The sequence below is a fragment of the Streptomyces sp. NPDC058576 genome, from assembly GCF_042718715.1.
Classification (GTDB): domain Bacteria; phylum Actinomycetota; class Actinomycetes; order Streptomycetales; family Streptomycetaceae; genus Streptomyces.
Genome location: NZ_JBHXPF010000081.1, coordinates 1 through 26694, shown reverse-complemented (window position 1 = coordinate 26694; position 26694 = coordinate 1). Strand labels below are relative to the sequence as shown.

Below are 26694 nucleotides of genomic sequence, written 5' to 3'. Positions count from 1 at the left end.
CTCGCGGGGGCCGGGGCCGTTTTGGCTGCCCGGTGCCGCCGGGAGAGGCGCGGCGGGGATAGCCTCGGCGCATGAGCCGCCCGCCCACCTTCGCCCCGCCGCCCTGCGCCCGCGCCCGTGTCCTGGCCACCGAGCGCGGCGACTTCGCCGTCCTGGACGCCGCACCGCGCACTCCGGCACGGGCCACCGCCCTGCTGCTGCCCGGATACACCGGCAGCAAGGAGGACTTCGTCGCGCTGCTGGAACCGTTGACCGAGGCGGGCTACCGGGTGGTCGCCGTGGACGGCCGGGGGCAGTACGAGTCGAAGGGGACGGACCGTCAGGAGGCCTATGCACAGGGCGAGTTGGCCCGTGACGTGCTGGCCCAGGCGGCGGAGCTGGGCATCGGTCCCGGTGAACTGCACCTGCTCGGGCACTCGCTCGGCGGGCAGATCGCCCGCGCCGCCGTCCTGCTGGACGCCACCTTGTTCCGCTCGCTGACGCTGATGTCCTCGGGCCCCGCGGAGGTCGTCGCGGCCCAGCGGGACAAGGTCAAGATGCTGGGCGACGCGCTGTCCGTGCTGCCCATGGACGAGGTGTGGCAGGCGATGCAGGCGCTCGATCCCCCGCAGGACGCGGACACCGGCGACGGTGCGGACATGCGCCGGCGCTGGCTCGCCCACCACCCGGCCCAGTTGATCGCCACCGGGGCCCAGTTGGCCGCCGAACCGGACCGGGTGGACGAACTGGCCGCCGTCGGACTGCCCGTCCACGTCCTGTCCGGGGAGCGCGACGACGTCTGGCCGGTGGAGCTTTTCGACTCCATGGCGCGGCGTCTCGGCGCCCGCCGCACCACGATCGCCGGCGCCGAGCACTCCCCCAACACCGCCCGCCCGCAGGAGACCGCGAAGGCGATCGCCGCGTTCTGGGACGGCCTGCCGGACGCCTGACGCACCCCGGCGGCCCGCGCGGCTCCGCCCTCCGCTCGGCTCAGTACTGCGACTGCAGGTGCTGCCAGAAGCCGTCGCGGAGCGCCCGGCGCAGGTGCGCGTGGCCGCGCAGGGAGTGCTGGAGCAGCCGTTCGGCCTCCACCAGGAGGTCCTGGTCGACGGAGCCCGGCAGATAGGGGTGGCCGGGCAGCAGGTCGGCGAGGGATTCCCGGCCCCGGGCGGCGAGCCAGGCGGCCGCGATCTGCGCGCCGACGAAGCGGACGTCCTCCCGGGAGGGGGCCGGGGTGTCGTCCTCGTACGTGGTGACGGGCCGCCGGGTGACGTAGGGGCGGCAGAAGTCGAGGTCGAAGGTGCGCTGGCTGTCGACCTCCCACAGCAGGGGTTCGGCCTGATTGCGTCCTTCGCCGGCCTCGATGCCCCAGAGGTGCACGCGCGCGCCGTAGCCCTGGGCCGCCTCGACCGCCGAGACCAGGTCCTCGTCGCCGCCGACGAGCGCCGCGTCGCTGATGGCGCGGTGCCGGGCGAGGGATTCGAGGTCGGTGCGGATGAGCGAGTCCACGCCCTTCTGCTGGTTGTTGGCGTTGAGGTTGCCCAGTCGCACCTTGACGTCGGGGAGTTCGGCGATGGCCTGCTGCTCGGTGGTGTGGATGCGCCTCCGCGCCCCGTCGTACCAGTAGACGCGCAGCAGCCTGCTGTCCGCGAAGATCGTGCGGGCCTTGTCGATGAAGGCCTCGATCAGCCCTTCGGCGTCGAGGTCGAAGGAGCGCCGGTCCTCCGTGCCGGTGACGAGCAGCCCGGCCGCGGCGTACACATAGCCGGCGTCCACGAAGATGGCGTGCGTCGACGGGGTCTTGGAGACCTCGATGAGCATGCGCTGGAGGAGCTGGTTGGTGCGGTCCAGCCGGGCGCCGAGGTCGGCTCCGGCGATGAGCTGCGGGTCCGCGTCGTTCATGCGGACCTCATGGTCTGTGGTGGAATGGCTACCGACGGGTACTTAGACATCCAAAAAATTTCCTTAGCGTAGGGAATGTTTGTAGAGGGCAAGCCGTTGTCATCCACGGGGAACGCGAGGGAAACCTCGCGTTCCTAGTCTTGCCGGTGGGACGCCCCACCGGCGCCAGCAGTTCTCCAGCAGGAGGATCAGACGAAGGGAAGCCCTATGCGCTTCGAGATCATGCGACTCGACGACGTCGACGGTACCGCCGCGGACAGCACCGTCGTGGACGCCGCCTCCGTCAACCGGATCGTGCAGCAGGCCGCGGCAACGGGCCAGCGCATCTACATCCGGCCGGCCGACAGCTCGGCTTCGTAACGCATCTGGGCTCATGACGCCCGACGAGGCCCTGGAGGGCCTCACCGCATTGCGCCGTTGAAGACGAAGCGCCCCCGCACGGAACGTCCGTGCGGGGGCGCTGTGGTGTGGGGGGGCCGCAGGAGCCGGCTCAGGAGTTCTGGATGACCTGGGTGACGCCGTTGATGATCTGCTGGACGGCGATGGCGGAGAGCATCATGCCCGCGAGCCGGGTCACCAGCACCACGCCGCCGTCCTTGATCACACGGATGATGACCAGGGAGTAGCGCATGGTCAGCCAGAGCACCACGTGCATGGCGACGATCGCGGACCACACCGAGAGCTGCCCGCCCAGGCCGTCCGCGTGCTGGACGGCGAGGATGACCGAGACGATCGCGCCGGGCCCGGCCAGCAGCGGCATGCCCAGCGGTACGAGCGCCACGTTGACGTCCTTGGTCTGGGTCGGCTCGTCCGTCTTGCCGGTCAGCAGGTCGAGCGCGATGAGCAGCAGCAGGAGTCCGCCCGCGATCATCAGCGCGGGCACGGAGACGTGCAGATAGTCGAGGATCTGCTGACCGAGCAGACCGAAGACGGCGATCACGCCGAACGCGACCGTGACCGCCTGGAGCGCCATCTTGCGCTGCACCTTGGCGGGGCGGCCCGCGGTGAGGGCGAGGAAGATCGGCGTGATCCCGGGCGGGTCCATGATCACGAACAGGGTGAGGAAGAGGGATCCGAAGACGGCGACGTCGAACACAGTGAGCCTTGCGAGAGAAGAGCGGGCGGTACGGAGGAGGCGGCGCGGGTCCGGGCAGCGGCCGTCGCGGTGCGTCGAGCACAGCGGGTACGCAGGGGGCGCACGGGGGAAAGACGTGGTGCGGCGAAGAAGGAGGCGCCAAGCGCTAGCTGCGGCCGGCTCCGCCGGCGCCCGGCACCGGGAAGGCTCCCGTGGCGCGCCGGGTGATCTCACCGTAGATCTCGGGGTCGGTGGTGAACGCGCCGAGCTCGACGGTCTTCCGGCTGCCGTGGTAGTCGCTGGAGCCGGTCGTGAGCAGGCCCAGTTCGCGGGCGAGACCGCGCAGCCGGGCCCGGGCGGGCTCGTCGTGATCCATGTGGTCGACCTCGACACCGTCGAGGCCGGCCTCGGCGAGCGCGGCGATCGTGGACTCGGGGACCACCGCGCCGCGTTTCGCGGCGGCCGGGTGGGCGAAGACGGCGACCCCGCCCGCCGCCTTCACCAGGCGGACGGCCTCGAAGGGGTCGAACTCGTGCTTCTCGGCGTACGCCCGGCCGCCGTTGCCCAGCCAGTCGGACGTGAAGGCGTCGGAGACGGTGGGCACGACGCCGAGTTCGACGAGGGCGGCGGCGACGTGCGGGCGGCCGACCGAGCCGTCCCCGGCGATGCGGGCGACCTGCTCCCAGGTGATGGGGACGTCGAGGGCGCGCAGCTTGCGGACCATCTCCTGGGCGCGCGGCACCCGGTCGTCGCGGACGAGCTCCCGGGCCCGCTCCAGCTCGGCGTCCGCGGGGTCGAAGAGGTAGGCGAGCAGGTGCATGCCCACGCCGTCGACGCGGCAGGAGAGTTCGGCGCCGGTGACGAGGGTGAGCCCCTCGGGCAGCGCGTCGATGGCCTGCTTGTGGCCGCCCACGGTGTCGTGGTCGGTGAGCGCGACGACGTCCAGACCCGCGGCGGCGGCGTTCGCGACCAGCTCGGCGGGGGTGTCCGTGCCGTCCGATGCGGTGGAGTGGGTGTGCAGGTCGATGCGCACGACGCGTGACTCCGGGGCTCGCGGGCGGACGGGGGACCGCTCAAGGATAACTGCCGCACACCGGGCGCCCGGCCGCGATCGCCCCTGGTCCGGCGTGATCTACCGCTCGCCCGTCGCCTGCCGGGGCGGCGCCTCGGGGGCGGTGAGCAGCCGGGGGGTGAGCGCGCCGCAGGGGACGAGGTCCACCTCTCCCCCGGCGTCCCGCAGATCGGTGAGCACCAGCTCGTCGTACATCAGGAGCCCCGACTGCTCGGGCCACAGGATCGCCCAGAGCCACAGCCCGCGCGCCTCGCCCGCGAAGACGGCGCGGTCCTCCGGGGCGTTCCTGACATGCCAGAGCGGGGTGGGGCGGCCGGCCGCGTGGACCTTGGCGTCGGGGGCGGAGTCGACGTTCAGGTGGTGGCCGGGGTCGGGGCCCTCGATGCCGGCGTACCGGGCGCCGAGTCCGACGCCGAGTTCCTCGGCGACGAGCAGCAACTCACCCATCCCGCCCAGCGGGCCGGGTCCGGAGCAGGCCACGGCGCTCGCGCGTCCGCCGCTGCGGTCGTCGCCGGCGCTGGCGATCCCGGTGAACAGCCAGCCCACGGGGAGCGGCCAGGGCATCCAGACGGGGACCTGTGCGCGGTGCACCACGACGCCGAGGCCTTCGACGCTCGGCGGGATGACCGGCTGCATCGGATGGACCTGGCCGTGCACGGCGCACTGCCAGGCGTCGGCGAAGAGACCGGGCGCCCTGACCCGGCCACCGCACTTCGGGCAACTGGGTTCGCCCCTCATAGGGACCAACCGTCCTCCCCGCCGGTCCTCGCGTCAAGGACGATCACCCGTCCGGAGCGTGGCCCTGACCGGGGAGAATAGATGTAACTTGCACTTATTAGATCGCCTAACTTATTCTGTGCATAACGCATCGATCCGGAGGAAGCCGATCCGGAGGAGTCAAGGAGAGAACTCATGCAGGGAGAGGATCCGTTCGACGAGGGCGCGACGGGGGTCAGCATCCTGCGCCAGCCGAAGGCCGTCTGGGCCACGGCGGGCGCCTCGGTGGTGGCCTTCATGGGGATCGGCCTGGTGGACCCGATCCTGCCGTCCATCGCCCAGGGGCTGAACGCCTCGGCGAGTCAGGTGTCGCTGCTGTTCACCTCGTACTTCCTGATCACCGCTTTCGCGATGCTGGTCACCGGCTTCGTCTCCAGCCGCATCGGCGGCCGCAAGACCCTGCTGGCCGGTCTCGCGCTCGTGATCGTCTTCGCCGCGCTCTCCGGCACCTCGTCCTCCGTCGCCGAACTGGTCGGCTTCCGGGCCGGCTGGGGCCTGGGCAACGCCCTCTTCGTCTCCACCGCCCTCGCGGTGATCGTCGGAGCGGCGGCGGGCGGCAGCGCGGCGGCGATCCTGCTGTACGAGTCGGCGCTCGGCCTCGGCATGGCCTGCGGGCCGCTGCTGGGCGCGCTGCTCGGGGACGCCAGCTGGCGCTACCCGTTCTTCGGCACGGCGGCGCTGATGGCGATCGGCTTCCTCTGCATCGCCGCGTTCCTCAAGGAGCAGCCGAGGCCGGCCGTCAAGACCTCACTGCTCGATCCCGTGAAGGCGCTGGGCCACGGCGGTCTGGCCTCGGTGGCGGCCTCGGCGTTCTTCTACAACTACGCCTTCTTCACGATCCTGGCCTTCACCCCGTTCGTGCTGGACATGACCCCGTACAAGTCGGGTGCGGTCTTCTTCGCCTGGGGCCTGCTGCTCGCCGTCTTCTCCGTGCTCGTCGCCCCGCTCCTCCAGCGCCGCTTCGGCTCGCTCAAGGTGCTCGGGGTCTCGCTGGTGCTGCTCGCCGTCGACCTGCTGGTCCTCGGGTACGGCAGCCACACCACGGCCATCGTCGCCACGATCGTCTCCGGCGCGTTCATCGGCATGAACAACACCGTCTTCACCGAACTGGCCCTCGGGGTGTCCGACGCGCCGCGTCCGGTGGCGAGCGCCGGATACAACTTCGTCCGGTGGTTCGCCGCGGCGGCCGCCCCCTTCCTCGCCCCGAAGATCGAGGAGTGGACCGACATCCACATCCCGTTCGTGGTGGCGGCGCTCGCCGCCCTGGTCGGAGCGGCCGTCGTGGGCGTACGGCGCAGGGCGCTGAACCACGAGGCCGAGGAGCTGGAGCCGGTCCACGCCCGGCAGGACGGCGTGGCGGTCTTCGCCGACTGACCGCCCCCGGGACGGACGGTCAGTCCAGCGGTACGGACGTGCGCAGCGGATCGCGCAGGTCCGTACCGTGCGTCAGCCACCGCTCCTGGAGCTCCTGCGCGCCGCGCACCCGCTTCCAGGCGGCCTCGTTGCGCGTCATCGGCAGCAGCGGCAGGAAGCGCACCGGGTCCATCGGCTCGTCCAGCTCCAGATCCTCCACCAGGCCGCCGGACTCCGCCACCAGCACCGAGGTGAACGGCGCCCCGGCCCACAGCGGCTCGCCCAGGTCCAGCGAGGCCCCCGGGGCCACGATCAACCCCTCGACCTGCGGGGAGGCGGCCAGCACGGCGAGCGGGCGCAGCACCTGATCGGTGGCGGCGAGCCCGCCCCGTACGGAGAGGACCAACTCGGCGCGGGGTCCCTGCACCGGGTCGGCGAGCGGGGAGGTGGGGTCGGCCATCGGCGCGCCCGACATGCCGAGGGTGGCGTAGCGCACGATGCCGCCGTCGAGGAAACGCAGCACCTCGATACGGTCCGTGCCGAGGAACGTCACATCGGCGCGGGAGTCCGGTTCCCCGAGGGCGGAGCGGAGCCGGGCCTCGACCAGAGCGAGAATTTCTGCCATGCCGCGAGCATAGATCGCGTAGCGAATGGGCAAAGTACGGGATTGGGCCTTGGGCGGCTGATAGCCTGGCCGTCGGTCGGGACAGCACGCAGAAGCGTCGCTCTTCTTCGTCCCGACGACACGTCGTCCCCCACGGGGGACCGGCCGGAGGAGGTGGGGACTGCCATGGATCCAAGTCGACCGTGCAGTACCAACCGCTCTTCCGTGCCTCGCGTTTCCCGTTGATCCGACGCCTCGTCGGTCGCCCCGGGCCGACATCGCCGTCATGTCCGGACGACTCCCCGACAGCAGTTCGCGCGACGGAAGAGCCCTTCGTTTTCACCTGTCCGTAGCGAACGCCGTCATGGCGCCCGCGCGGTGCCGCCCGCTTTGCGGACGTGAGCGCACGTCCCCATTCCGGGCTGTTCCACGCCCTCGCCGACGGCCCTCCGTGAAGGAGCCAGCCATGTCGATGATCCGTGACCTGCGCGCCGCCGTGCGCCCGTCCCTGCGCCCGTCCCTCCGTAAGAACAGCGCCCCCTACAGCACGTACGACGCCACCCGCGACCCGTCCGCCTCCAGCGCCGTCGTCGACTGCGCGGTCTACCGCGACGGCCGCCGCCTGGTGACCCCCGCCGCCCCGACGCCGCACGAGGCGATGCTGGAGGTACGGGAGGAGGGCGGCTTCGCGTGGATCGGCCTGCACGAGCCCACCGAGGCCGAATTCGCCGGCATCGCCCGGGAGTTCGGGCTGCACCCGCTGGCCGTCGAGGACGCCGTCCACGCCCACCAGCGGCCCAAGCTGGAGCGGTACGACGACACGCTGTTCACCGTCTTCAAGACGATCCACTACGTGGAGCACGCGGAGCTGACCGCGACCAGCGAGGTCGTGGAGACCGGCGAGGTGATGTGCTTCACCGGCCGGGACTTCGTCATCACCGTCCGGCACGGCGGCCAGGGCTCGCTGCGCGCCCTGCGCCACCGCCTCCAGGACGACCCGGAGCTGCTGGCCAAGGGCCCGTCCGCCGTGCTGCACGCCATCGCCGACCATGTGGTCGACGGGTACATCGCGGTGGCCGAGGCGGTGCAGGACGACATCGACGAGGTGGAGATCGATGTCTTCTCCAGCCCGGCGAAGGGCTCCCAGCGCGGCTCCGACGCCGGCCGGATCTACCAACTGAAGCGCGAGGTGCTGGAGTTCAAGCGGGCGGTGTCCCCGCTGCTGCGGCCCATGCAGCTGCTGAGCGAGCGTCCGATGCGGCTGATCGACCCCGACATCCAGAAGTACTTCCGCGATGTCGCCGACCACCTCGCCCGGGTCCAGGAGGAGGTCCTCGGCTTCGACGAGCTGCTGAACTCGATCCTCCAGGCGAATCTGGCGCAGGCGACGGTCACGCAGAACGAGGACATGCGCAAGATCACCTCCTGGGCGGCGATCATCGCCGTGCCGACGATGATCTGCGGCGTCTACGGCATGAACTTCGACTACATGCCGGAGCTGGAGTGGAAGTACGGCTATCCGCTGGTGCTCGGCGTCATCGGGGCGGTCTGTTTCTCCATCCACCGCATCCTCAAGCGCAACGGCTGGCTGTGAGCACGGCCCACCGGTCTAAGCTCGCGCCCATGACTGATCCTGCCGCCGACCTGTTGGACCGGGCCCTCGCCGAAGAGGCCACGAAGAAGTCGGGCCTGGTCTGGGTCCGGGGCTCCGGGCCCGCCCGTGCCGTCTGGCACGTCTGGCACGAGGGCGCGGCGCTCCTGGTCGGCGGCGGCCCCGGCGAGCAGCCGCTGCCCGAGGGCCTGGCCGACGGGGGCCAGGCCGAGGTGACCGTACGCAGCAAGGACAAGGGCGGCCGGATCGTCGCCTGGAGTGCGGTGGTACGTGTCCTGGCGCCGCACTCCGAGGAGTGGCTGGCGGCGGTCGCCGAGCTGAAGGGCAAGCGGCTGAACGCGCCGGACGCCGAGTCGATGACGGAGCGGTGGGCGCGCTCGTGCACGGTGGTGCGGCTGACGCCCGAGGCCGTGAGCACCGCGCTGCCGGACACCTCGCTGGCGGCCGTACCGCTGCCGACCGGGGCCACCACCCGACGGTCGGCCCCGGCGGCGCTCCCCCGGCTGCTGCTGAAGCGACGCCGGAAGAGCTGAGCCGCGCCGGGGCCGGGCCGGACCGTCCCCGCAGCGCGCCCTCGGCTCAGCCCGAAGACTTCGGCAGCTGGCCGCCGTAGTCGACGGTGTCGTCCTCCTGGGGGGCCTCCAGCGGGAAGGCCTGCCCCCAGTCGGCGAGCGAGACCGTGCCCCCGCCACCGCCCCGGGCCACCCGTACCGGATACGGCTGGTCCTCCAGCGAGACGTCGAAGGCCCCGCCCTCGCCCTTGCCGCCGAGGATCTGGATGGTGCGCTGCCCGGCGACCGTGTCCCGGCCGCCCTTGTCGAGCTTGCCGTGCAGCGCGAGGAGCCCGTCGAGCAGGACCTTCTTGTCGGTGAACCCGCGCAGCTGACGGTAGCTGGGGTCGCCCTCGGGGACCTTCACGTACTTGCCGCCGAGCTTGTCGGCGGCGGCCGCGTCGGCGGACTCGCCCTCGCCCGCACTGCCCTCGTGGGTCCAGAAGTCGGCGGGCGCCTTGAGGAAGAGCTCGTCCTCGACCCGCAGCAGGGCGAAGCTCTGCTTCTTCGAGGTCACCGAGCCCAGGCCGCCCTTCGCGTTGAGCTTCATGTCCAGGCGGTAGGTGCCGCCCTTGCTGACGAGCGTGCCCGACAGCCGCACCGCGGTCGCGGCGTCCGCCGCCGCTCTGGCCTTCTCGTCGATCGCGGCGGCGGAGAGTTTGGCCACGCCGTTGGTCCCCTTGTCCGGGTCCTCCTCGGTGCCGCAGGCGGCCAGGGCCACGGTGAGCCCTCCGCACAGCACGAGAGCGAGGGCGGTCCGGCGACGGTTCCGCACGGCCGGGGCAAAAGAGGTCACGGGCGCACTGCCTCTCCACTGCGATCGGGGGTAGCAGACGGCAGCGTACCCGGGCGGCGCGCACGGTCCGGCAGCCAGCCGTACGGACGGGTCCACCGGGGCGCGGTGCGGCGGTACGGGCTAGCCTGATCCCGGCGTACCGGCGAAATCCGCTGGTCGGCGACGGCGGTCCGGGACGGTCGGGTGCGCACGGCGACGAACCGGACGAAACGGTTCCGGCCGGATACCGGACCACCCGGACACGGACGGACGAAGGAGGCGGCGGATGGCGGCGGTCACGCCCAGGGTCTTCGTCTCCCACCTGTCCGGGGTGCCCGTCTTCGACCCGAACGGGGACCAGGTCGGCCGGGTCCGCGACCTGGTGGCGATGTTGCGGGTCGGCGGACGGCCGCCGCGCATCCTGGGCCTGGTGGTCGAGGTGATCAGCCGCCGGCGGATCTTCCTGCCGATGTCGCGGGTGACGGGCGTGGAGTCCGGCCAGGTGATCACCACCGGCGTAGTCAACATGCGGCGCTTCGAACAGCGGCCCACCGAGCGGCTCGTCCTCGGCGAGTTCCTGGACCGGCGGGTGCGGCTGGTGGAGGGCCATGGCCAGGAAGGTGAGGAGGTCACCGTCCTGGACGTGGCCATCCAGCAGCTGCCGGCCCGCCGCGACTGGGAGATCGACAAGTACTTCGTCCGCAAGGGGCGCGGCGGTGCGCTGCGCCGCAAGGGCGAGACGCTGACGGTGGAGTGGTCGGCGGTCAGCGGCTTCTCCCTGGAGGAGCACGGCCAGGGCGCGGAGAGTCTGGTCGCCACCTTCGAGCGGCTGCGGCCCACCGACGTGGCCAACGCCCTGCACCACCTCTCGCCCAAACGCCGGGTGGAGGTAGCCGCCGCCCTGGACGACGACCGGCTCGCCGACGTCCTGGAGGAGCTGCCCGAGGACGACCAGGTGGAGATCATCGGCAAGCTCGCCGAGGAGCGGGCCGCCGACGTCCTGGAGGCGATGGACCCCGACGACGCGGCCGACCTGCTCTCCGAGCTGCCGGAGGAGGACAAGGAACGGCTGCTGGCGCTGATGCGGCCGGACGACGCCGCCGACGTCCGCCGTCTGATGTCGTACGAGGAGCGGACGGCGGGCGGTCTGATGACGACCGAGCCGATCGTGCTGCTGCCCGACGCCACGGTGGCCGACGCGCTCGCCCGGGTGCGGCAGGCCGACCTGTCTCCGGCGCTGGCCGCGCAGGTGTACGTGTGCCGCTCGCCCGACGACACCCCCACGGGCAAGTACCTGGGCACGGTGCACTTCCAGCGGTTGCTGCGCGATCCGCCGTTCACCCTGGTCAGCTCGATCGTCGACAGCGATCTGGTGCCGCTGCGGCCGGACACCCCGCTGCCGCTGGTCACCAGCTACCTGGCCGCGTACAACATGGTCTCGGCCCCCGTCGTGGACGAGAGCGGTTCGCTGCTCGGCGCGGTGACCGTGGACGACGTCCTGGACCACCTGCTGCCGGACGACTGGCGCGAGACGGACCTGACGGATCTGCACGGGGAGGAGGGGGTCGGTCATGGCGGGCGATGAGCGGGCGAAGGCGGCCTCCACCGGATCCTCGGGCCTGGTGCGGCCCCCGCGTGCCCGGCTGGACCAGCCGAAGGCCCCGCGCCGGCGGCTGCTGCCGGAGTACGACCCGGAGGCGTTCGGCCGGTTCTCGGAGCGGATCGCGCGGTTCCTGGGGACCGGACGGTTCATCGTCTGGATGACGCTGATCATCATCATCTGGGTGCTGTGGAACATCTTCGCGCCCAAGGACCTGCGCTTCGACCAGTACCCGTTCATCTTCCTGACGCTGATGCTCTCGCTCCAGGCCTCGTACGCCGCGCCGCTGATCCTCCTCGCGCAGAACCGGCAGGACGACCGCGACCGGGTCACGCACGAGCAGGACCGCAAGCAGAACGAGCGCTCCATCGCGGACACCGAATACCTGACGCGGGAGATCGCGGCCCTGCGTATGGGCCTGGGCGAGGTCGCCACCCGGGACTGGATCCGCTCGGAACTCCAGGACATGGTGAAGGACATGGAGGAGCGGCAGGTGCTGTTCCCGGGCGAGAGTGACGAAGGCGACCGCCGAGGGGCTACCCGCCCGTAGTGCTTCGCGCCGTAACATCGTCTGTATGGCTACGGAAGACGCGGTGCTTGAGGCACTGTCGACAGTGAACGACCCGGAGATCCACCGCCCGATCACCGAGCTGGGCATGGTGAAATCGGTCGAGATCGATCCTGACGGTGTAGTCGCTGTCACCGTGTACCTCACGGTCTCCGGCTGCCCGATGCGCGAAACGATCACCCGGAACGTGACCGAGGCGGTCGCCCGGGTCGAGGGCGTCTCGCGGGTCGAGGTGACCCTCGACGTCATGAGCGACGAACAGCGCAAGGACCTGGCGAGCTCGCTGCGCGGCGGCACCGCCGAGCGGGAGGTGCCCTTCGCCCAGCCCGGCTCGCTCACCCGGGTGTACGCGGTCGCCTCCGGCAAGGGCGGTGTCGGCAAGTCCTCGGTGACGGTGAACCTCGCCGCGGCGATGGCGGCCGACGGGCTGAAGGTCGGCGTCGTGGACGCGGACATCTACGGGCACAGCGTGCCCCGGATGCTGGGCGCGGACGGCAAGCCCACCCAGGTCGAGAACATGATCATGCCGCCGTCCTCGCACGGCGTGAAGGTCATCTCCATCGGCATGTTCACCCCGGGCAACGCGCCCGTGGTCTGGCGCGGTCCGATGCTGCACCGGGCGCTCCAGCAGTTCCTCGCCGATGTGTACTGGGGCGATCTGGACGTCCTGCTGCTGGACCTGCCGCCGGGTACCGGCGACATCGCGATCTCGGTGGCTCAGCTCGTGCCGAACGCGGAGATCCTGGTCGTCACGACCCCGCAGCAGGCGGCGGCCGAGGTGGCCGAGCGGGCCGGTTCGATCGCCGTGCAGACCCACCAGAAGATCGTCGGCGTGGTGGAGAACATGTCGGGCATGCCGTGCCCGCACTGCGACGAGATGGTCGACGTGTTCGGCTCGGGCGGCGGCGCGCGGGTCGCCGAGGGGCTGACGCGGACCGTCGGCGCCGAGGTGCCGGTGCTCGGCTCGATCCCGATCGACGTGCGGCTGCGCGAGGGCGGTGACGAGGGCAAGCCGGTCGTCCTGTCCGACCCGGACTCCCCGGCCGGCAGCGCGCTGCGGTCGATCGCGCAGAAGCTGGGCGGCCGGCAGCGCGGTCTGTCGGGCATGTCGCTGGGCATCACCCCGCGCAACAAGTTCTGACCCGCCCAGCCCGTCCGGCGCTTGAGGACATCTTTTCCGCCCCGGCGCCGGACGAGCCCGAGCACCTCCAGCCCGTCCGGCGCTGGAGCACGAAGCGTCCCGCCGGACGCCCCCGGCCCTACCCGTACGTCTCGATGTCCTTGATGGCCGCGAAGCCGAGGCCGTACGCGCTCATCCCCCGCCCGTACGCCCCGATGTGCACGCCCTCGTGGGCGGATCCGGCCAGCACCCAGCCGAACTCGGACTCGCGGTAGTGGAACTCCACCGGCACCCCGTCCACCGGCAGCGAGAGCGTCGTCCAGGGCGCGCTGCCGAGGTCGTCGGCGAGGGTGAAGGCCGTCTCGGTCTGCTGGTCCAGCCAGTCGTCGCGCAGGGTGTGGTCCATCTGCGGCGGCCAGGTGTACGCCAGCAGGCCGGAGCCCGCGAGCCAGGCCGCCGAGGACACCGTGGTGGCGTCCAGCACGCCCGTACCGTCACCGCTGCGCCGCACCGGGCTCGCGCCCACCGTGATCACCGCGGCGAACCGCTCCTTGTCGGCGGAGCCGTCCGACTTCACCGACGGCTCGTCACCGTGCCCCGTCGCACCGTGCTGCACGGTGCCGTCGGCCGCGGCGCCGACCTGCATCAGCCAGCGCGAACCGGTGAAGGCCTCGTCCAGCCCGTACCAGGGGAAGGTCGCTTCCCGGTAGCCGTCGACGGTACGCCGGACCGCCGGCCCCTCCTCCGCCGTGGCCGAGCCCGGGACACCGTCCGTATCAATCCGACTCGTCGTCTCCATCTGCGCGGCCGCCTCCTCGATCAGTCAGGATCCGGAGCGGCCCGCCCCCCGCGGGCTTGGGCGTCCTCGCAACCGGACAGATGGAGAATAGCCATACCGTCCGGGCGAGTCGGGATTGACCGGGGTCAGGTGGCGTCTGCGTCGAACGGCGGGCGCTCGGGCTGCGACGGCGACGGAGTCTTCTTCAGCAGGTCAGGAGCGGTGTCGCCGGTCTTGGTGAGGCTGGTGGACGAACCAGCGGCCGACGCGCCCGCAGAGCCGTTCGCCGCACTGTTGGCGGTATCGGACGCCGCCGGGGTACGCCCGTTGACCGCGTCGGTGACATCGGACAGATCCTTGCGCAGGTCGAAGCTCTCGCGGATCTCCTTCAGCCCCAGGTCGTCGTTGCCGTCCATCAGCTGCTTGCGGACGAACGTCTTGGGGTTGAGGTCCTCGAACTCGAAGTCCTTGAACTGCGGGCCCAGCTCGGAGCGGATGTCTTCCTTGGCACTGTCCGAGAACTCGCGGATCTTGCGGATGGTGCGCGTGACGTCCTGGATCAGCTTGGGCAGCTTGTCGGGGCCGAAGACCAGCACGGCCAGCACCCCGAGCGTCAGCAGCTCCAGTGCGCCTATGTCATTGAACACCTTGTTGCTCCTCGTGTTCTCCGCGTGTTCTCCGTGCGATCGCGGCCCGGGCCTGCCGGCTGCCCTGACTGCTCAAAGGTACCTGTCGAAGGTGTCCGGGCGGTACCTCGCGGCGGCTCCGGGGTGTGCAGTCCCGGACGTCGCCTAGGCGCCGCTCGCCGAGCCGAGCCTCAGGGTCACGGTCTGCTCCTTGCCGCCGCGGGTCAGTTTGAGGTCGAGGTCGTCGCCGGGCCGGTGGGCCCGGATCTTCACGATCAGCTCCTCGCCGCTGTGCACGCGCTGGCCCTCGACGTGGGTGATGACGTCCCCGGACTCGATGCCCGCCTCGGCCGCTGGGCCGTCCTTCGCGACGGCCGGCCCGCCGTCGGCGCCCTTGGTGCCGACCTTGGCCCCGTCGCCGGTGTACTTCATGTCCAGCGTGACGCCGATGACCGGGTGGGTGGCCTTGCCGGTGCTGATCAGCTCCTCGGCGACGCGCTTGCCCTGGTTGATGGGTATCGCGAAGCCGAGCCCGATGGAGCCGGACTGGCCTCCGGACTCCGGGCCCCGGGCGCTGTCGGCCGCGCGGATGGCGCTGTTGATGCCGATGACGTGGGCCTCGGCGTCGACCAGGGGGCCGCCGGAGTTGCCCGGGTTGATCGGGGCGTCGGTCTGGAGGGCGTCGACGTAGCTGATGTCGCTGCCGTCGCCCTTCTCGCCGCCCGCGGTGATCGGCCGCTGCTTGGCGCTGATGATGCCCGAGGTCACCGTGTTGGACAGGTCGAAGGGGGCCCCGATGGCCACCACCGGGTCGCCGACCTGGACGTTGTCGGAGTTGCCCAGGGGCAGGGGCTTGAGCCCGGAGACCCCGCGGACCCTGACGACCGCGAGGTCGTAGCCGCTGTCCTTGCCGACGAGCTCGGCGGACGCCGTCTCGCCGCTGCTGAACGTGACGGTGATGTCTCCGCTGGACCCGGCCGGGGCGACGACGTGGTTGTTGGTGAGGATGTGGCCCTGGCCGTCGAGGACGAAGCCGGTGCCCGTGCCGGACTCGGCGGTGCCGCTGACGTGCAGGGTGACCACGCTGGGCAGGGCGCTGGCGGCGATGCCCGCGACGCTGTCGGGGGCCCGGTCACCGTTGTCGCGGCCCGCCTGGGGCAGCTCGACGGTGGTCAGGCCGCCGTTGCGCTCGATGTACGCGCCGACCCCGCCGCCGATGCCGCTGGCGACCAGGGCCAGCAGCAGCACCCCCATCAACGCCCCGCCCCGGCGCTTCTTCTTCCGGCCGGTCTCGGCGCCCTCGGGAGGACCCGGCCGGGTCAGCGGCTGCCCCGGAGCGCCCCACGGGTCGTACTGGAGCCACTGGGTCTGCTGCTGGGGGTGCGGCGCCGTGTGATGGGCATGGGCCGGGTCCTGCGGAGGCGGGGGCGCGAAGGCGTCGGAGGGCGCGGGCTGCGGGGGCGTGAAGCCGCCGGCGGGCTGGGCGTGCGGGGGCGTGCGGCCGTCGGTGAAAGCGGGCTGCGGTGCGGGGGGCGTCGCCGGCGCCGCGGGGGCGGGGATTCCGGCGCCGTTCGTCGCGGCGTACCGCGGGGACGGTCCTGCGTCCCCCGGCGGTACGACGGTGCCGTGGGCGGGAGTAGGCCGCTGCACCGGCGGGGCGGGCGCCCAGGGGCCGGGGCCGCCGTAGGGCGGGGTGCTGTACTCGTCGGGCTCGTGCAGCGGCTGCCCGGACGGGCGGGGGCGCGGGACCTCCTGAACGCCGTGCTCGTCCGCCCGGCCGGGGGCGTCGGACGGCGGAGCGGGGACGTCCGGGGTCGGGGCCGGCGCTGCCGGGCGGTCCGGGGCGTCGGCGGCCCGGGCCGGGACCGGATGCGGCGCATGGGCGGCCGGCTCGCGCTCCTCGGCCGCCGGAACGCCCGCCGGGGCCGGCCCGCCGTCCGGCTCCGTGCCGTCGGCGGGCCCCGCCGTGGGGCGGCTCCACCACTTCGCCTGCGGCCCGGTGGGCTTCCCGTCGTCCATGCTCTCTCCGCAACTGGCCTCTGTCGTACGCCCCCAGAGGCGTCCCTCACCGGAATTCAACCAGGTTTGCGAATCCCCGCGCAGGGTCCGGTCAGGGCCGAGGGGAAAGCGGGCTCGCGAGATCGTTGGCGGGCGAGCCCGGAGGCGGCCCCGAGGCCAGCGAGGAGGGAGCCGCCTTCGGCACCGCGCCGCTGCCGAGCGCCGCCGCCAGCAGCGGAGTGCCCGAGGTCGTGGGGCGCATCAACGGCGGCACGGCCACGTTCAGCACGGGGAGCGCGAACGGGTGTCCGCCCGAGGTCGAGGCGCCGAACAGTGGCGGAGCGGTCGGCAGTCCCTGCCGGTTCACCGGAGGGGTGACGGCCGGAGCCATCGGGGTCGTTCCGCCGAGCGACGGGGGCACCCTGTTCGTCCCGGCCGGGCCCGTGCCGGACGTGGGCCGCTCGGGCGCCCGGCCGTCGCCGGTCACCGCGAGAGCGCCGCCGCCCCGGCGGCTGACCGCCTGGGCGCCGTTCTCCGCGCGGGTCTCGGCGTCGAGCGGGGTGACGGTGTTGCCGGCGCCCTCGGCGCGCAGGGAGGATTCGGGGCCGGAGTCCAGCGGCAGGGTGCCGCCGAGCGCGATGGCCGCGAGGGAGACGGCGCTGGCCGCGGCGAAGGCGAAGCGCCGCCCGCGCCAGGGCGAGCGGTCCGCGTCGCGGGCCACCTCGTGTATGCGGAAGACCGAGCCGGATGCGGGGCCGCCGCGCAGCACGGCGGTCGAGCCGTGGGTGGCGGGGAGGTATCCGAAGCCGTCCAACGGGGAGGGCGCGGTGTCGGCGCGGGTGCTGCCTCCGGTGGGCCGCAGTCCGGGGAAGAACTCGTCGGCGAAGGGCCCCCGGCCGCCGAACGGTCCGCCCGTGCCGGTGTCGTCGCCCCCGGGACCCCCGGGAAGGCCCTGGAGACGGGCCAGGAAGCCCTCGGAGGGCGAGGGTGAGGCGGACATGGCGAAAGCGCTCTTGAGGCGGCGCTGGGCGTCGGCCTCGGCCTTGCACTTGGCGCAGGTCGCCAGGTGGGCCAGGACCCGCTCGCGGGCGTCGTGTTTCAGCTCGCCGTCGACCAGCGCGGCGAGGCGGTCCCCCAGGTGCGCTTCGGCAGGGGTGGGACCGGTCGGACCTGTGCCACTCACGCCACTCCGCCCTCCCCCGCCAGGACCGCGTCCGCCAGGGAGCGCTGCTCGGCGCGGGCTTCGGGCGAACGGTGCTTGAGCGCCTTGCGCAGGTGCGAGCGCCCGCGGTGGATCCGGCTGCGGACGGTGCCGAGCTTCACGCCGAGGGTCGCGGCGATCTCCTCGTAGCTGAGGCCCTCGATGTCGCAGAGGACCACGGCCGCACGGAATTCGGGCGCGAGGGTGTCCAGCGCCTGCTGCACGTCGGCGTCGAAGTGGGTGTCGTTGAAGATCTGCTGCGGGGACGGCTCACGGCTCGGCAGCCGCTCGGCCGCGTCGTCGCCGAGGGAGTCGAAGCGGATGCGCTGCTTGCGCCGGACCATGTCCAGGAAGAGATTGGTCGTGATGCGGTGCAGCCAGCCCTCGAAGGTGCCGGGTGTGTACGTCGACAGCGAGCGAAACACTCTGACGAAGACCTCCTGGGTGAGGTCCTCGGCGTCGTGCTGGTTTCCCGTCAGCCGGTAGGCAAGGCGGTACACGCGACCGCTGTGCGTGCTGACGATCTCTTCCCATGAGGGCGGGGTCCACGCCTGAGAATCCGCATCAGAGGCGAAGGTCGCGGTCGGTGCGGAGTCTTCGGAAGAACGGTCAGCAATGTTGGTCACGGATTTCGGCTCACCGGCCGACCTGAGCAGGCGCCGCAGCACCCCTCCCCGGTCCACAGGCGCAGCCGCACCTCCCCTATCGGCTCTGGTGGTGTCCAGTGGAGCCCCTACCATAGCCACCTCGCCCGTTAGCTCCGGATAAGCCTTTTTCCCTGATGGGGCCGGGCGTCGCCCGGGACTTCCGCTCAGCTCGCCGGTCCGATCCGCGGACCCGGTCGCTGCGCTTTCCCCACTCCTTGCACAACGCCCGGTCCCATCTGCGGGTTCCCGGGTCCAGCGGATACAGTCACCGTTGCGCCAACTACGGGGACAGGAGAGGGTCATTACCGCCAACCGGCAGACGAGCTGGGCGTTCGCCGACGCCTTTGTCGCCGAGGACGAAGCACTGCACGTGGCCCGGGACCGGGCTCACGAGCTGGGGCTTCGCCCGGTGTCACCGGGCACCGGCGCCGCGCTGCGCCTGCTGGCAGCCGCCGCCGACGCCAAAGCGGTCGCGGAAATCGGCACGGGTACCGGCGTGTCCGGCATCTATCTCCTGCACGGGATGCGGCCGGACGGGGTCCTGACCACGGTGGACCCCGAGCCCGAGCGTCAGCAGTTCGCCCGGGAGGCGTTCCGCGAGGCGGGCTTCGCCACCAACCGGGCCCGGTTCATCCCCGGCCGCGCCCTGGACGTCCTGCCCCGGCTCGCGGACGGCGGTTACGACCTCGTCTTCTGCGACGGCGACCGGCTGGAGAGCCTCGACGTCCTCGCTGAATCGTTGCGCCTGCTGCGGCCCGGCGGCCTGGTCTGCTTCGAGGGCGTCTTCGCGGACGGCCGCACGGTCGACTCGGCCGCCCAGCCGGCCGAGGTGCTGCGGCTGCGGGAGCTGCTGCGCGCGGTGCGCGAGAGCCAGGAGCTGATGTCGACCCTGCTGCCGGTCGGCGACGGGCTGCTCTGCGCGGTCCGGCGCGGCTGAACGGCGCGAAGGCGCCGGAGCGCCGAAACGCACCACTGCCCGGCACGGAATCCGTGCCGGGCAGTGGTGAAGGTGATGGGCGTTCCGCGTCAGCCGACGACCTTCTTCAGCGCGTCGCCGAGGGCATCGGCCTCGTCCGGAGTCAGCTCGACAACGAGCCGACCGCCGCCTTCGAGCGGAACGCGCATGACGATGCCCCGCCCCTCCTTTGTCACCTCGAGCGGGCCGTCGCCCGTCCGCGGCTTCATGGCCGCCATGCTCGTTCCCCTTCCTGAAACCAGCTCATCGCAACCGGCGGCCCCATGACAGGCGCTGCCTCACCGGCATCGAACACATTGCTTCTTCGCCATTATCCCGCATCAACGACCCCGATGACCAACATCGGTCTGCATCGCTTGCGCAACGCGCTCTCTCAAAACCACCCAATTCGGCGATCCGGCTGCGATACTGCGCCGCCCCGGACCCCCAGGTGAGAGCCAATCGTTAGACGCAGGTCACATCCTTGCCCCGGTCGGCGTCGGCCATGCTTGCCTTCAGGGGCAACGATGCCCGAGCAGCGAGGGGACACCTAAATGGCCGACGAGCAGGCGAACACCGTTCTGTACGACGTGAGCGAGGGGCTCGCGACGATCACGATCAACCGGCCCGACGCGATGAACGCGCTGAACACCGCTGCGAAGGTCGCGCTCCGGGACGCGCTGCTGGAGGCCTCGGCGGACACGGGCGTCCGGGCGGTTCTGCTCACGGCCACCGGGCGCGCCTTCTGCGTCGGCCAGGACCTGAAGGAGCATGTCGCCACGCTCACGGAGACCCGCGAGGCGGGCGGCGGCAACGCGCTGAGCACGGTGCGGGAGCACTACAACCCGATCGTGCGGGCGATCACGGAGATGGCCAAGCCGGTCGTCGCCGGGGTGAACGGCGTCGCGGCCGGGGCCGGGTTCGGTCTCGCCCTGGCGGCCGACTTCCGGGTGGTCGCCGACTCCTCCTCCTTCAACACCTCCTTCGCGGGTGTCGCACTCACCGCGGACTCGGGCGTGTCCTGGACGCTGCCCCGGCTGATCGGGCAGAGCCGCGCCGCCGATCTGCTGTTCTTCCCGCGCTCGATCTCCGCGCCGGACGCGTTCGAGCTGGGCCTGGTCAACCGGGTGGTCCCGGCGGCGGAGCTGGCCGAGCAGGCGGCGGCCGTGGCCCGCACCCTGGCCGCCGGTCCCACGGTGGCGTACGCGGCGCTGAAGGAGTCGATGGCGTACGGCGCCGGGCACACCCTCGCCGAGACGCTGGAGAAGGAGGACGAGCTCCAGACCCTGGCGGGGCGGTCGCAGGACCACACCATCGCGGTGGAGGCGTTCCTCGCCAAGGAGAAGCCGGTCTACCTGGGGAAATAGCCCCTCAGCGAGTCGCGCCGCCGCGCGCCACGCAGTCCGCGAGGTGGTCGTCGACCAGTCCGCAGGCCTGCATCAGCGCGTAGGCGGTGGTGGGGCCGACGAAGCGGATCGAGCGCTTCTTCAGCGCCTTGGCGAGCGCGGTGGACTCCGGTGTGACGGCCGGGACGTCCGACAGGCTGCGCGGGGCGGGGCGGCCGGCCGGATCGGGGGCGTAGGACCAGATCAGCTCGTCCAGCTCGCCGGCCGCCCAGCCGGCGAGCACCTTCGCGTTGGCGAGGGTCGCGTCGACCTTGGCCTTGTTGCGGATGATCCCCGGGTCGGCCAGGAGCCGTTCCCGGTCGGCGTCGGTGAACTTCGCGACCGCCTCGATCCGGAATCCCTCGAAGGCGGTACGGAAGGTGTCGCGGCGGCGCAGGATCGTGAGCCAGGAGAGCCCGGACTGGAAGGCCTCCAGGCAGAGCCGTTCGAACAGGGCGTCGTCCCCGTGGACCGCCCGGCCCCACTCGTTGTCGTGATAGGCGAGGTAGTCCTCGGTGGACAGGCCCCACGGGCAGCGCAGCCCGCCGTCGGGGGCGGGCACCGCTCCGCCGCTCATCGACCGTCCTCCTCATTGCGGGCCGGGCCGTCCGCCCGGTCGCCCGGCTCCGCGGGCCGGTCGCCGGGCGGCTTGAACAGGTCGGTGCCCGTCGTCACCGCGGCCGCCTGCGCCCCGGCCAGGGTGGATTCCAGCTCCGCGATCCGGGCGTCGCGCTCGGCCAGTTCGGCGCCGAGCCGGGACAGCGCCTCGTCGACGTCGACCATCCGGTAGCCGCGCAGCGCCATCGGCAGGCGCAGCGCCTCGACGTCCGCCCGGCCGACCGGACGGGTCGCGGGCAGCGGGTCGGTGAATCGCTCGGGCGGGACGTCCTGGAGCACCGTGCTCCCACCGCCGCCGACCACCGCGAGAGTGACCACGGTGACGACCACGACCATCGTGAGCAGCAAGAACCAGAACACGCGCATCTCCCCGGGGGCGGAAACCTCGTCCGGCTCCGATCGTGCCATGCGACACGGACAAGTCGGGGCCGACCACGAAAGGGCTTCGCTCCAGGCCTTAGGGTCGCAGACGGGCTATCTGAGGAGGAAACACGGGATGCGCAGCGGTGCACTCAGGCTGGGTCGGCGGGAATTCGGTCCGCACGAGCCGGTGATCATGGCGATCGTGAACCGGACCCCGGACTCCTTCTACGACCAGGGCGCCACCTTCCGGGACGAGCCGGCGCTCGCCCGGGTCGAGCAGGCGGTGGCCGAGGGCGCCGCGATCATCGACATCGGCGGGGTGAAGGCGGGCCCCGGCGATGAGGTGAGCGCCGAGGAGGAGGCGCGCCGCACGGTCGGGTTCGTCGCCGAGGTCCGCCGCCGTCACCCGGACGTGGTGATCAGCGTGGACACCTGGCGGCACGAGGTGGGCGAGGCGGTCTGCGAGGCCGGGGCGGACCTGCTGAACGACGCGTGGGGCGGGGTGGACCCGAAGCTGGCGGAGGTCGCCGCGCGGTACGGGGCGGGGCTCGTGTGCACGCACGCGGGCGGCGCGGAGCCGCGGACGCGGCCGCACCGGATCGCGTACGACGATGTCCTGGCGGACATCCTGCGGGTGACGGTGGGTCTTGCCGAGCGGGCGGTGGAGCTCGGGGTGCGGGCGGACGGGATCATGATCGATCCGGGTCACGACTTCGGGAAGAACACCCGGCACTCGCTGGAGGCGACGCGGCGGCTCGGGGAGATGGCGGAGACCGGGTGGCCGGTGCTGGTGTCCCTGTCCAACAAGGACTTCGTCGGGGAGACGCTGGACCGGCCGGTGAAGGAACGCGTCATCGGGACGCTGGCGACGACGGCGGTGTCGGCGTGGCTGGGGGCGCGGGTGTACCGGGTGCACGAGGTCGCCGAGACGCGGCAGGTGCTGGACATGGTGGCGTCCATCGCCGGGCATCGTCCGCCGGCGGTGGCGCGTCGGGGGCTGGCGTAGTTCTGCCGCCTGCCCCGGCGGGCGGGGCCTGGGGTGCTGCCCCTGGGCCCCGCTCCTCAAGCGCCTGAGGGGCTGGAACCGATGCCCTCAAGCGCCGGGCGGGCTTGGTTTTGCCGGGTCCGCCCGGCGCGCCGGTGAAAAGATGTCCTCAATCGCCGGGCGGGCCGGGTGTGGCCGGGCGGGCTTGGTTTGCCGGGCGGGCCGGGTGTGGCCGGGCGGGCTTGGTTTGCCGGGCGGGCCGGGTGTGGCCGGGCGGGCTTGGTTTGCCGGGCGGGCCGGGTCTGGCCGGGCGGGCGGGCGGGCGGGCGGGCCGGGAACGAGCGGCTACCGCCCGACCTCCTTCGTCACCAGCATGACCGCCTCCTCCACGTCGTCCGTCACGTGGAACAGCAGCAGGTCCTTCTCCGACGCCTTGCCCTGGGCCACCACCGTGTCGCGGAGCCAGTCGATCAGGCCGCCCCAGTAGGCGGTGCCGAACAGGACGATCGGGAAGCGGGTGACCTTGCCGGTCTGGACGAGGGTCAGCGCCTCGAAGAGTTCGTCCAGGGTGCCGAGGCCGCCGGGCAGGACCACGAAGCCCTGGGCGTACTTCACGAACATCGTCTTGCGGACGAAGAAGTAGCGGAAGTTGACGCCGATGTCGACGTGCGGGTTGAGGCCCGACTCGAAGGGCAGCTCGATGCCGAGGCCGACCGAGACGCCCTTGGCCTCGCGGGCGCCCTTGTTGGCGGCTTCCATGGCGCCCGGGCCGCCGCCGGTGATCACCGCGAAGCCCGCGTCGACCAGGGCCTTGCCGATCGCCACCCCGGCCTCGTACTCCGGCGATCCGGCGGGCGTGCGGGCCGAGCCGAAGACGCTGATCGCGCTCGGCAGTTCGGCGAGCGCGCCGAAGCCCTCGACGAACTCCGACTGGATGCGCATCACCCGCCAGGGGTCGGTGTGCACCCACTCGGAGTCGCCCTCGGAGTCCAGCAGCCGCTGATCGGTCGTGCCGGGCTGGACCTGCTCCCTGCGGCGCAGGACCGGGCCCAGCCACTGTTCCCCGGGGCTGACCGCGCCCTCGGGAACCTCCGCGCCCTCGGGGATCCGTGCGTCCTCGGCGTTGCCCATGTTCCGCTCCCTCCACCGACCTGCTTCGTGCTGGGTCGTACGTGTCGTGCTGCGTACGGTCAGCGTAGATCGGCGGAGGTTACGTACGGGGGAATGTCGTGCGTCGGACGGTCGGCCGGTCAGTCGCCCAGCCAGGAGCGGAGGCGGTTCTCGCAGTGGGTGATCTTGTCGACCGCCACGTGCTCGTCGCGCTTGTGCGCGTACATCGGGTCGCCGGGTCCGTAGTTCACCGCGGGGACGCCGAGCGCGCCGAAGCGGGAGACGTCGGTCCAGCCGAACTTGGGCCGGGCGGTGCCGCCCACCGCGGTCATGAACGCCTGGGCGGCGGGGTGGGAGAGGCCGGGCATGGCGGCGCCGGAGTGGTCGTCGACGACGATCTCGTCGACCCCGCAGTCCGCGAAGACCTCGCGGACGTGGGCGACGGCCTCCTCCTCGGTGCGGTCGGGGGCGTAGCGGTAGTTGACGACGACGGTGCAGGCGTCGGGGATGACGTTGGTGGCGACGCCGCCCTCGATGCCGACCGCGTTGAGGCCCTCGTGGTATTCGAGGCCGTCGATGACGGGGCGGCGGGGCTCGTACGCGGCGAGGGCGGCCAGGATGGGGGCGGCGGCGTGGACGGCGTTGGAGCCCATCCAGCTGCGCGCGGAGTGGGCCCGCTCCCCCGTCGTCCGCAGGTGGACCCGCAGGGTGCCCTGGCAGCCGCCCTCGACCTCGCCGTCGGAGGGCTCCAGCAGGACGGCGAAGTCTCCGGCGAGCCAGTCGGGGTGGGCGTCGGCGATGTGGCCGAGGCCGTTGAGGTGGGCGGCGACCTCTTCGTTGTCGTAGAAGATGAAGGTCAGGTCGCGGTTGGGCTCGGGGACCGTCGCGGCGATCCGCAGCTGGACGGCGACGCCGGACTTCATGTCGGAGGTCCCGCAGCCCCAGAGGACGCCGTTCTCGTCGAGGCGGGAGGGGACGTTGTCCGCGATCGGCACGGTGTCGATGTGCCCGGCGAGGACGACACGCTCGGCGCGGCCCAGGTTCGTGCGGGCGACGACGTTGTTGCCGTGCCGGTCGACGGTGAGGTGCGGCAGGGCGCGCAGGGCCGATTCGATCGCGTCGGCGAGGGCCTTCTCCTCCCCGCTGACCGAGGGGAAGTCGACGAGCCGGGCGGTGAGCGCCGGTCCGTCCAGGGTGAGGTCAAGGGCGGGATCAAGGGTGCTGTCGGCCATGGACCCGACCCTAAGGGACTTGGGTAGCGGCCCTGTCCGGACCCTCCAGTACGGTGGGCCCGTGCCCAGGACAGCCAGCCCTCGCCGACGACGCCTCTTCCGCTACGGGGCCGCCTTCGCCGTGCTCGCGGCCCTGGGCGGCTATCTGGCCGTGCAGTACGACTCCTCCGGCTCGAAGAACCCGCCGCGCTGTGTCGTGGAGGCGAAGGACGGGGACGAGGGCGAGACGCAGCGTTACGAGATGAGCCTGGCCCAGGCCGTCAACGCGGCGACGATCTCCGCGGTGGGCACCACCCGGGGCATGCCCGAGCGAGCGGTGACGATCGCGCTGGCCACCGCGCTCCAGGAGTCCACGCTCCGCAACATCGACTACGGGGACCGGGACTCGCTGGGGCTGTTCCAGCAGCGGCCCTCGCAGGGCTGGGGCAAGCCCGCACAGCTCATGGACCCGGTCTACTCCGCCGGGGAGTTCTACGAGCATCTCGCCGAGGTCCCGGGCTACTCGCGGCTGCCGCTGACCGTGGCCGCGCAGCGGGTCCAGCGCAGCGGGTTCCCGCAGGCGTACGCGAAGCACGAGCCGGACGCCGCGCTGCTGGCCGCCGCGCTGACCGGGCGCAGCCCGGCCTCGCTGAACTGCACCCCGTCGACCGCCACGGCGACGGGCCCGGGGGACGCCGGGCAGGTGCGGGCCGAGCTGGTGCGCGCCTTCGGCGAGGACGTGCTGCCCGGCGCGGTGGCCGCGGGCGCGTCCGCCGCCTCCACCGTATCGGTGCCCGTCCCGGCGACGTCGGCGCGGGCCGGGGACAAGGACTCAACCCGGCGCGGCTGGGAGCTGGCGCACTGGGCGGTGGCGCAGTCCGAGGCGCTGCGGATCGAGCGCGTGAGCTATGCGGACCGGGTCTGGGACTCCGGTTCGGGCTGGCGGACGGAACGCGCGAAGGACAAGGAAACGGACACGACGGCGGTCATGATCCGGGTCGTTCAGTAGTACGCCCCGTCACTCGTACGGGCCCCGGGGTCCCTGCCCCCGGACCTTTTCCGCACGGCTTCCCCCGGCTGCGTCGCCCTGCTCCGATTCCCTTGCCGCTCAAGGGAAGTGACGGTTCGTCGAGCCTCGGCGGTATGGATTGTTTGCCCGGATTCCTCCGCTGCGGATAATCGGACGCATTACTCAGTCTTTACCTTCGCCCACCGCAACCTTCCCCTCCCCCGAAGCGGTTGTCAGTGCGTCCGATCACCGGACAGACAGATTCGTGCACAACCCGCTGAAGGAGCATCATGTCCCTCCCCCTGACCCGTCGGATCGCTCGTGCCGCGCTGCTGATCGCCGCAGGCGCAGCCCCCGTGGTCGGTGCGGCCGGCGCCGCGGGCGCCGCAGAGCTCCCGCAGAGCCCGGACCTGGGCGGCCTGACCGCGCTGGACGGCGCGAGCGTCGGCAACACCCTGGACAGCGCCGCCCGGCAGGGCACCGAGGCGGCCGGTGAGACCGGCGGTCGGCTCGTCGGCACCGCGGTCCCGGCCGCGGGCGAGACCGTCGGCAAGTCCGCCAAGGTGGCCGTCCCGGCCGCCCAGGAGACCGCCGGCCAGACCGCGGGCAGTGCGGGACAGGCCGTGGGCGGCGTGGCCGAGGCCGCCGGTGGCGGTCTGCCCACCGACGCGCTCGGCGAGGGCCTGCCCACCGACTCCCTGACCAAGGGCGGCCTGCCCACCGACGCCCTGCCGCTGAACGGTCTGCCGATCGGCTGACCCGGCTTCGCGCACACCCACACAGACGCGGGAGGGCCTGAGGAGTGCGCACTCCTCAGGCC

The 26694-nt window shown here is 72.2% G+C and carries 29 protein-coding genes; 13 read left to right on the top strand and 16 right to left on the bottom strand.

The window, feature by feature from the left end; translation table 11 throughout:
• Window positions 1-71: 71 nt before the first annotated feature.
• Entirely contained in the window at window positions 72-929 is an 858-nt protein-coding gene (locus tag ACFWRV_RS33405; RefSeq protein ID WP_384339661.1) for an alpha/beta fold hydrolase, read from the top strand.
• A gap of 40 nt (window positions 930-969) precedes the next feature.
• Here ACFWRV_RS33405 and ACFWRV_RS33400 read toward each other — a convergent pair whose 3' ends face one another.
• Window positions 970-1881, bottom strand: coding sequence for an NYN domain-containing protein (locus ACFWRV_RS33400; protein WP_384339660.1), 912 nt, complete (start codon window positions 1879-1881; stop codon window positions 970-972).
• Window positions 1882-2088: 207 nt separating this feature from the next.
• Here ACFWRV_RS33400 and ACFWRV_RS33395 point away from each other — a divergent pair, with 207 nt between their 5' ends.
• On the top strand, window positions 2089-2241 hold the full coding sequence (locus ACFWRV_RS33395; protein ID WP_384339659.1) for a hypothetical protein: 153 nt from the start codon (window positions 2089-2091) through the stop codon (window positions 2239-2241).
• 130 nt (window positions 2242-2371) lie between these two features.
• On the opposite strand, the gene ACFWRV_RS33390 is transcribed toward ACFWRV_RS33395, so the two are convergent.
• The 3 genes from ACFWRV_RS33390 to ACFWRV_RS33380 form a co-directional block, all read right to left on the bottom strand.
• Entirely contained in the window at window positions 2372-2977 is a 606-nt protein-coding gene (locus ACFWRV_RS33390; protein WP_311121410.1) for a MarC family protein, read from the bottom strand.
• Window positions 2978-3122: 145 nt separating this feature from the next.
• Window positions 3123-3989: a PHP domain-containing protein gene (locus ACFWRV_RS33385; protein WP_384339658.1), complete on the bottom strand. Its 867-nt coding sequence runs from the start codon at window positions 3987-3989 to the stop codon at window positions 3123-3125.
• 99 nt (window positions 3990-4088) lie between these two features.
• Window positions 4089-4766 carry a DUF6758 family protein gene (locus ACFWRV_RS33380; RefSeq protein ID WP_384339657.1) on the bottom strand — a complete coding sequence of 226 codons (678 nt, stop codon included), beginning with the start codon at window positions 4764-4766 and terminating at the stop codon, window positions 4089-4091.
• 174 nt (window positions 4767-4940) lie between these two features.
• Between ACFWRV_RS33380 and ACFWRV_RS33375 the strand changes: the two genes are divergently transcribed.
• The gene (locus tag ACFWRV_RS33375; protein WP_384339656.1) at window positions 4941-6179 is read left to right on the top strand and encodes an MFS transporter; all 1239 of its coding nucleotides are present in this window, start codon (window positions 4941-4943) and stop codon (window positions 6177-6179) included.
• Between the two features lie 19 nt (window positions 6180-6198).
• Here ACFWRV_RS33375 and ACFWRV_RS33370 read toward each other — a convergent pair whose 3' ends face one another.
• Window positions 6199-6783: a suppressor of fused domain protein gene (locus ACFWRV_RS33370; RefSeq protein ID WP_384339655.1), complete on the bottom strand. Its 585-nt coding sequence runs from the start codon at window positions 6781-6783 to the stop codon at window positions 6199-6201.
• A gap of 445 nt (window positions 6784-7228) precedes the next feature.
• Here ACFWRV_RS33370 and ACFWRV_RS33365 point away from each other — a divergent pair, with 445 nt between their 5' ends.
• Entirely contained in the window at window positions 7229-8356 is a 1128-nt protein-coding gene (locus tag ACFWRV_RS33365; RefSeq protein ID WP_384339654.1) for a magnesium and cobalt transport protein CorA, read from the top strand.
• 29 nt (window positions 8357-8385) lie between these two features.
• Entirely contained in the window at window positions 8386-8907 is a 522-nt protein-coding gene (locus tag ACFWRV_RS33360) for a hypothetical protein (RefSeq protein ID WP_384339653.1), read from the top strand.
• Between the two features lie 46 nt (window positions 8908-8953).
• Here ACFWRV_RS33360 and ACFWRV_RS33355 read toward each other — a convergent pair whose 3' ends face one another.
• Window positions 8954-9721 (bottom strand): hypothetical protein, encoded by a 768-nt coding sequence (locus ACFWRV_RS33355; protein WP_384339652.1) that lies wholly within the window; start codon window positions 9719-9721, stop codon window positions 8954-8956.
• Window positions 9722-9986: 265 nt separating this feature from the next.
• On the opposite strand from ACFWRV_RS33355, the gene ACFWRV_RS33350 reads away from it, so the two are divergent.
• The 3 genes from ACFWRV_RS33350 to ACFWRV_RS33340 are packed head-to-tail and all read left to right on the top strand — an operon-like array spanning window position 9987 to window position 13009.
• Window positions 9987-11285 (top strand): magnesium transporter MgtE N-terminal domain-containing protein, encoded by a 1299-nt coding sequence (locus tag ACFWRV_RS33350; protein WP_384339651.1) that lies wholly within the window; start codon window positions 9987-9989, stop codon window positions 11283-11285.
• Window positions 11272-11850: a DUF1003 domain-containing protein gene (locus tag ACFWRV_RS33345; protein WP_384339650.1), complete on the top strand. Its 579-nt coding sequence runs from the start codon at window positions 11272-11274 to the stop codon at window positions 11848-11850. The genes ACFWRV_RS33350 and ACFWRV_RS33345 overlap by 14 nt, the downstream gene beginning before the upstream one ends.
• Window positions 11851-11875: 25 nt before the next feature.
• Entirely contained in the window at window positions 11876-13009 is a 1134-nt protein-coding gene (locus ACFWRV_RS33340; protein WP_384339649.1) for an Mrp/NBP35 family ATP-binding protein, read from the top strand.
• A gap of 118 nt (window positions 13010-13127) precedes the next feature.
• Here the strand turns inward: ACFWRV_RS33340 and ACFWRV_RS33335 are convergent, their stop codons facing one another.
• The 5 genes from ACFWRV_RS33335 to sigE all read right to left on the bottom strand — a co-directional run bounded on the left by ACFWRV_RS33335 (window position 13128) and on the right by sigE (window position 18331).
• Window positions 13128-13787, bottom strand: a complete 660-nt coding sequence (locus tag ACFWRV_RS33335; protein ID WP_384339648.1) for a hypothetical protein — start codon at window positions 13785-13787, stop codon at window positions 13128-13130.
• Window positions 13788-13912: 125 nt separating this feature from the next.
• The gene (locus ACFWRV_RS33330; RefSeq protein ID WP_384339647.1) at window positions 13913-14413 is read right to left on the bottom strand and encodes a sec-independent translocase; all 501 of its coding nucleotides are present in this window, start codon (window positions 14411-14413) and stop codon (window positions 13913-13915) included.
• A 144-nt stretch (window positions 14414-14557) separates the two neighbouring features.
• Window positions 14558-16411, bottom strand: coding sequence for a trypsin-like peptidase domain-containing protein (locus ACFWRV_RS33325; protein WP_384339646.1), 1854 nt, complete (start codon window positions 16409-16411; stop codon window positions 14558-14560).
• A 91-nt stretch (window positions 16412-16502) separates the two neighbouring features.
• Window positions 16503-17573 (bottom strand): zf-HC2 domain-containing protein, encoded by a 1071-nt coding sequence (locus tag ACFWRV_RS33320; RefSeq protein WP_384339645.1) that lies wholly within the window; start codon window positions 17571-17573, stop codon window positions 16503-16505.
• Window positions 17570-18331, bottom strand: coding sequence for an RNA polymerase sigma factor SigE (sigE, locus tag ACFWRV_RS33315; protein WP_175464868.1), 762 nt, complete (start codon window positions 18329-18331; stop codon window positions 17570-17572). The genes ACFWRV_RS33320 and sigE overlap by 4 nt, the downstream gene beginning before the upstream one ends.
• A gap of 178 nt (window positions 18332-18509) precedes the next feature.
• Between sigE and ACFWRV_RS33310 the strand changes: the two genes are divergently transcribed.
• The gene (locus ACFWRV_RS33310; RefSeq protein WP_384339644.1) at window positions 18510-19175 is read left to right on the top strand and encodes an O-methyltransferase; all 666 of its coding nucleotides are present in this window, start codon (window positions 18510-18512) and stop codon (window positions 19173-19175) included.
• An 89-nt stretch (window positions 19176-19264) separates the two neighbouring features.
• Here the strand turns inward: ACFWRV_RS33310 and ACFWRV_RS33305 are convergent, their stop codons facing one another.
• Window positions 19265-19432 (bottom strand): DUF3117 domain-containing protein, encoded by a 168-nt coding sequence (locus ACFWRV_RS33305; protein WP_003966491.1) that lies wholly within the window; start codon window positions 19430-19432, stop codon window positions 19265-19267.
• Between the two features lie 315 nt (window positions 19433-19747).
• Between ACFWRV_RS33305 and ACFWRV_RS33300 the strand changes: the two genes are divergently transcribed.
• Window positions 19748-20560 carry an enoyl-CoA hydratase/isomerase family protein gene (locus tag ACFWRV_RS33300; protein WP_384339643.1) on the top strand — a complete coding sequence of 271 codons (813 nt, stop codon included), beginning with the start codon at window positions 19748-19750 and terminating at the stop codon, window positions 20558-20560.
• Between the two features lie 4 nt (window positions 20561-20564).
• Here the strand turns inward: ACFWRV_RS33300 and ACFWRV_RS33295 are convergent, their stop codons facing one another.
• On the bottom strand, window positions 20565-21155 hold the full coding sequence (locus ACFWRV_RS33295) for a DNA-3-methyladenine glycosylase I (RefSeq protein WP_384339642.1): 591 nt from the start codon (window positions 21153-21155) through the stop codon (window positions 20565-20567).
• Window positions 21152-21562: a cell division protein DivIVA gene (locus ACFWRV_RS33290; RefSeq protein ID WP_384339662.1), complete on the bottom strand. Its 411-nt coding sequence runs from the start codon at window positions 21560-21562 to the stop codon at window positions 21152-21154. Before ACFWRV_RS33290 ends, ACFWRV_RS33295 begins: the two co-directional genes overlap by 4 nt.
• A gap of 130 nt (window positions 21563-21692) precedes the next feature.
• On the opposite strand from ACFWRV_RS33290, the gene folP reads away from it, so the two are divergent.
• Window positions 21693-22565, top strand: coding sequence for a dihydropteroate synthase (gene folP / locus ACFWRV_RS33285; protein ID WP_384339641.1), 873 nt, complete (start codon window positions 21693-21695; stop codon window positions 22563-22565).
• A 324-nt stretch (window positions 22566-22889) separates the two neighbouring features.
• Here folP and ACFWRV_RS33280 read toward each other — a convergent pair whose 3' ends face one another.
• Together ACFWRV_RS33280 and dapE are read right to left on the bottom strand one after the other, a co-directional pair.
• Window positions 22890-23675 carry a TIGR00730 family Rossman fold protein gene (locus ACFWRV_RS33280; RefSeq protein WP_010061632.1) on the bottom strand — a complete coding sequence of 262 codons (786 nt, stop codon included), beginning with the start codon at window positions 23673-23675 and terminating at the stop codon, window positions 22890-22892.
• A 119-nt stretch (window positions 23676-23794) separates the two neighbouring features.
• Window positions 23795-24886, bottom strand: a complete 1092-nt coding sequence (gene dapE, locus ACFWRV_RS33275; protein WP_384339640.1) for a succinyl-diaminopimelate desuccinylase — start codon at window positions 24884-24886, stop codon at window positions 23795-23797.
• Between the two features lie 61 nt (window positions 24887-24947).
• Here dapE and ACFWRV_RS33270 point away from each other — a divergent pair, with 61 nt between their 5' ends.
• The gene (locus ACFWRV_RS33270) at window positions 24948-25874 is read left to right on the top strand and encodes a hypothetical protein (RefSeq protein ID WP_384339639.1); all 927 of its coding nucleotides are present in this window, start codon (window positions 24948-24950) and stop codon (window positions 25872-25874) included.
• Window positions 25875-26164: 290 nt separating this feature from the next.
• The gene (locus tag ACFWRV_RS33265; protein WP_384339638.1) at window positions 26165-26632 is read left to right on the top strand and encodes an ATP-binding protein; all 468 of its coding nucleotides are present in this window, start codon (window positions 26165-26167) and stop codon (window positions 26630-26632) included.
• The last annotated feature ends 62 nt before the right edge of the window (window positions 26633-26694 follow it).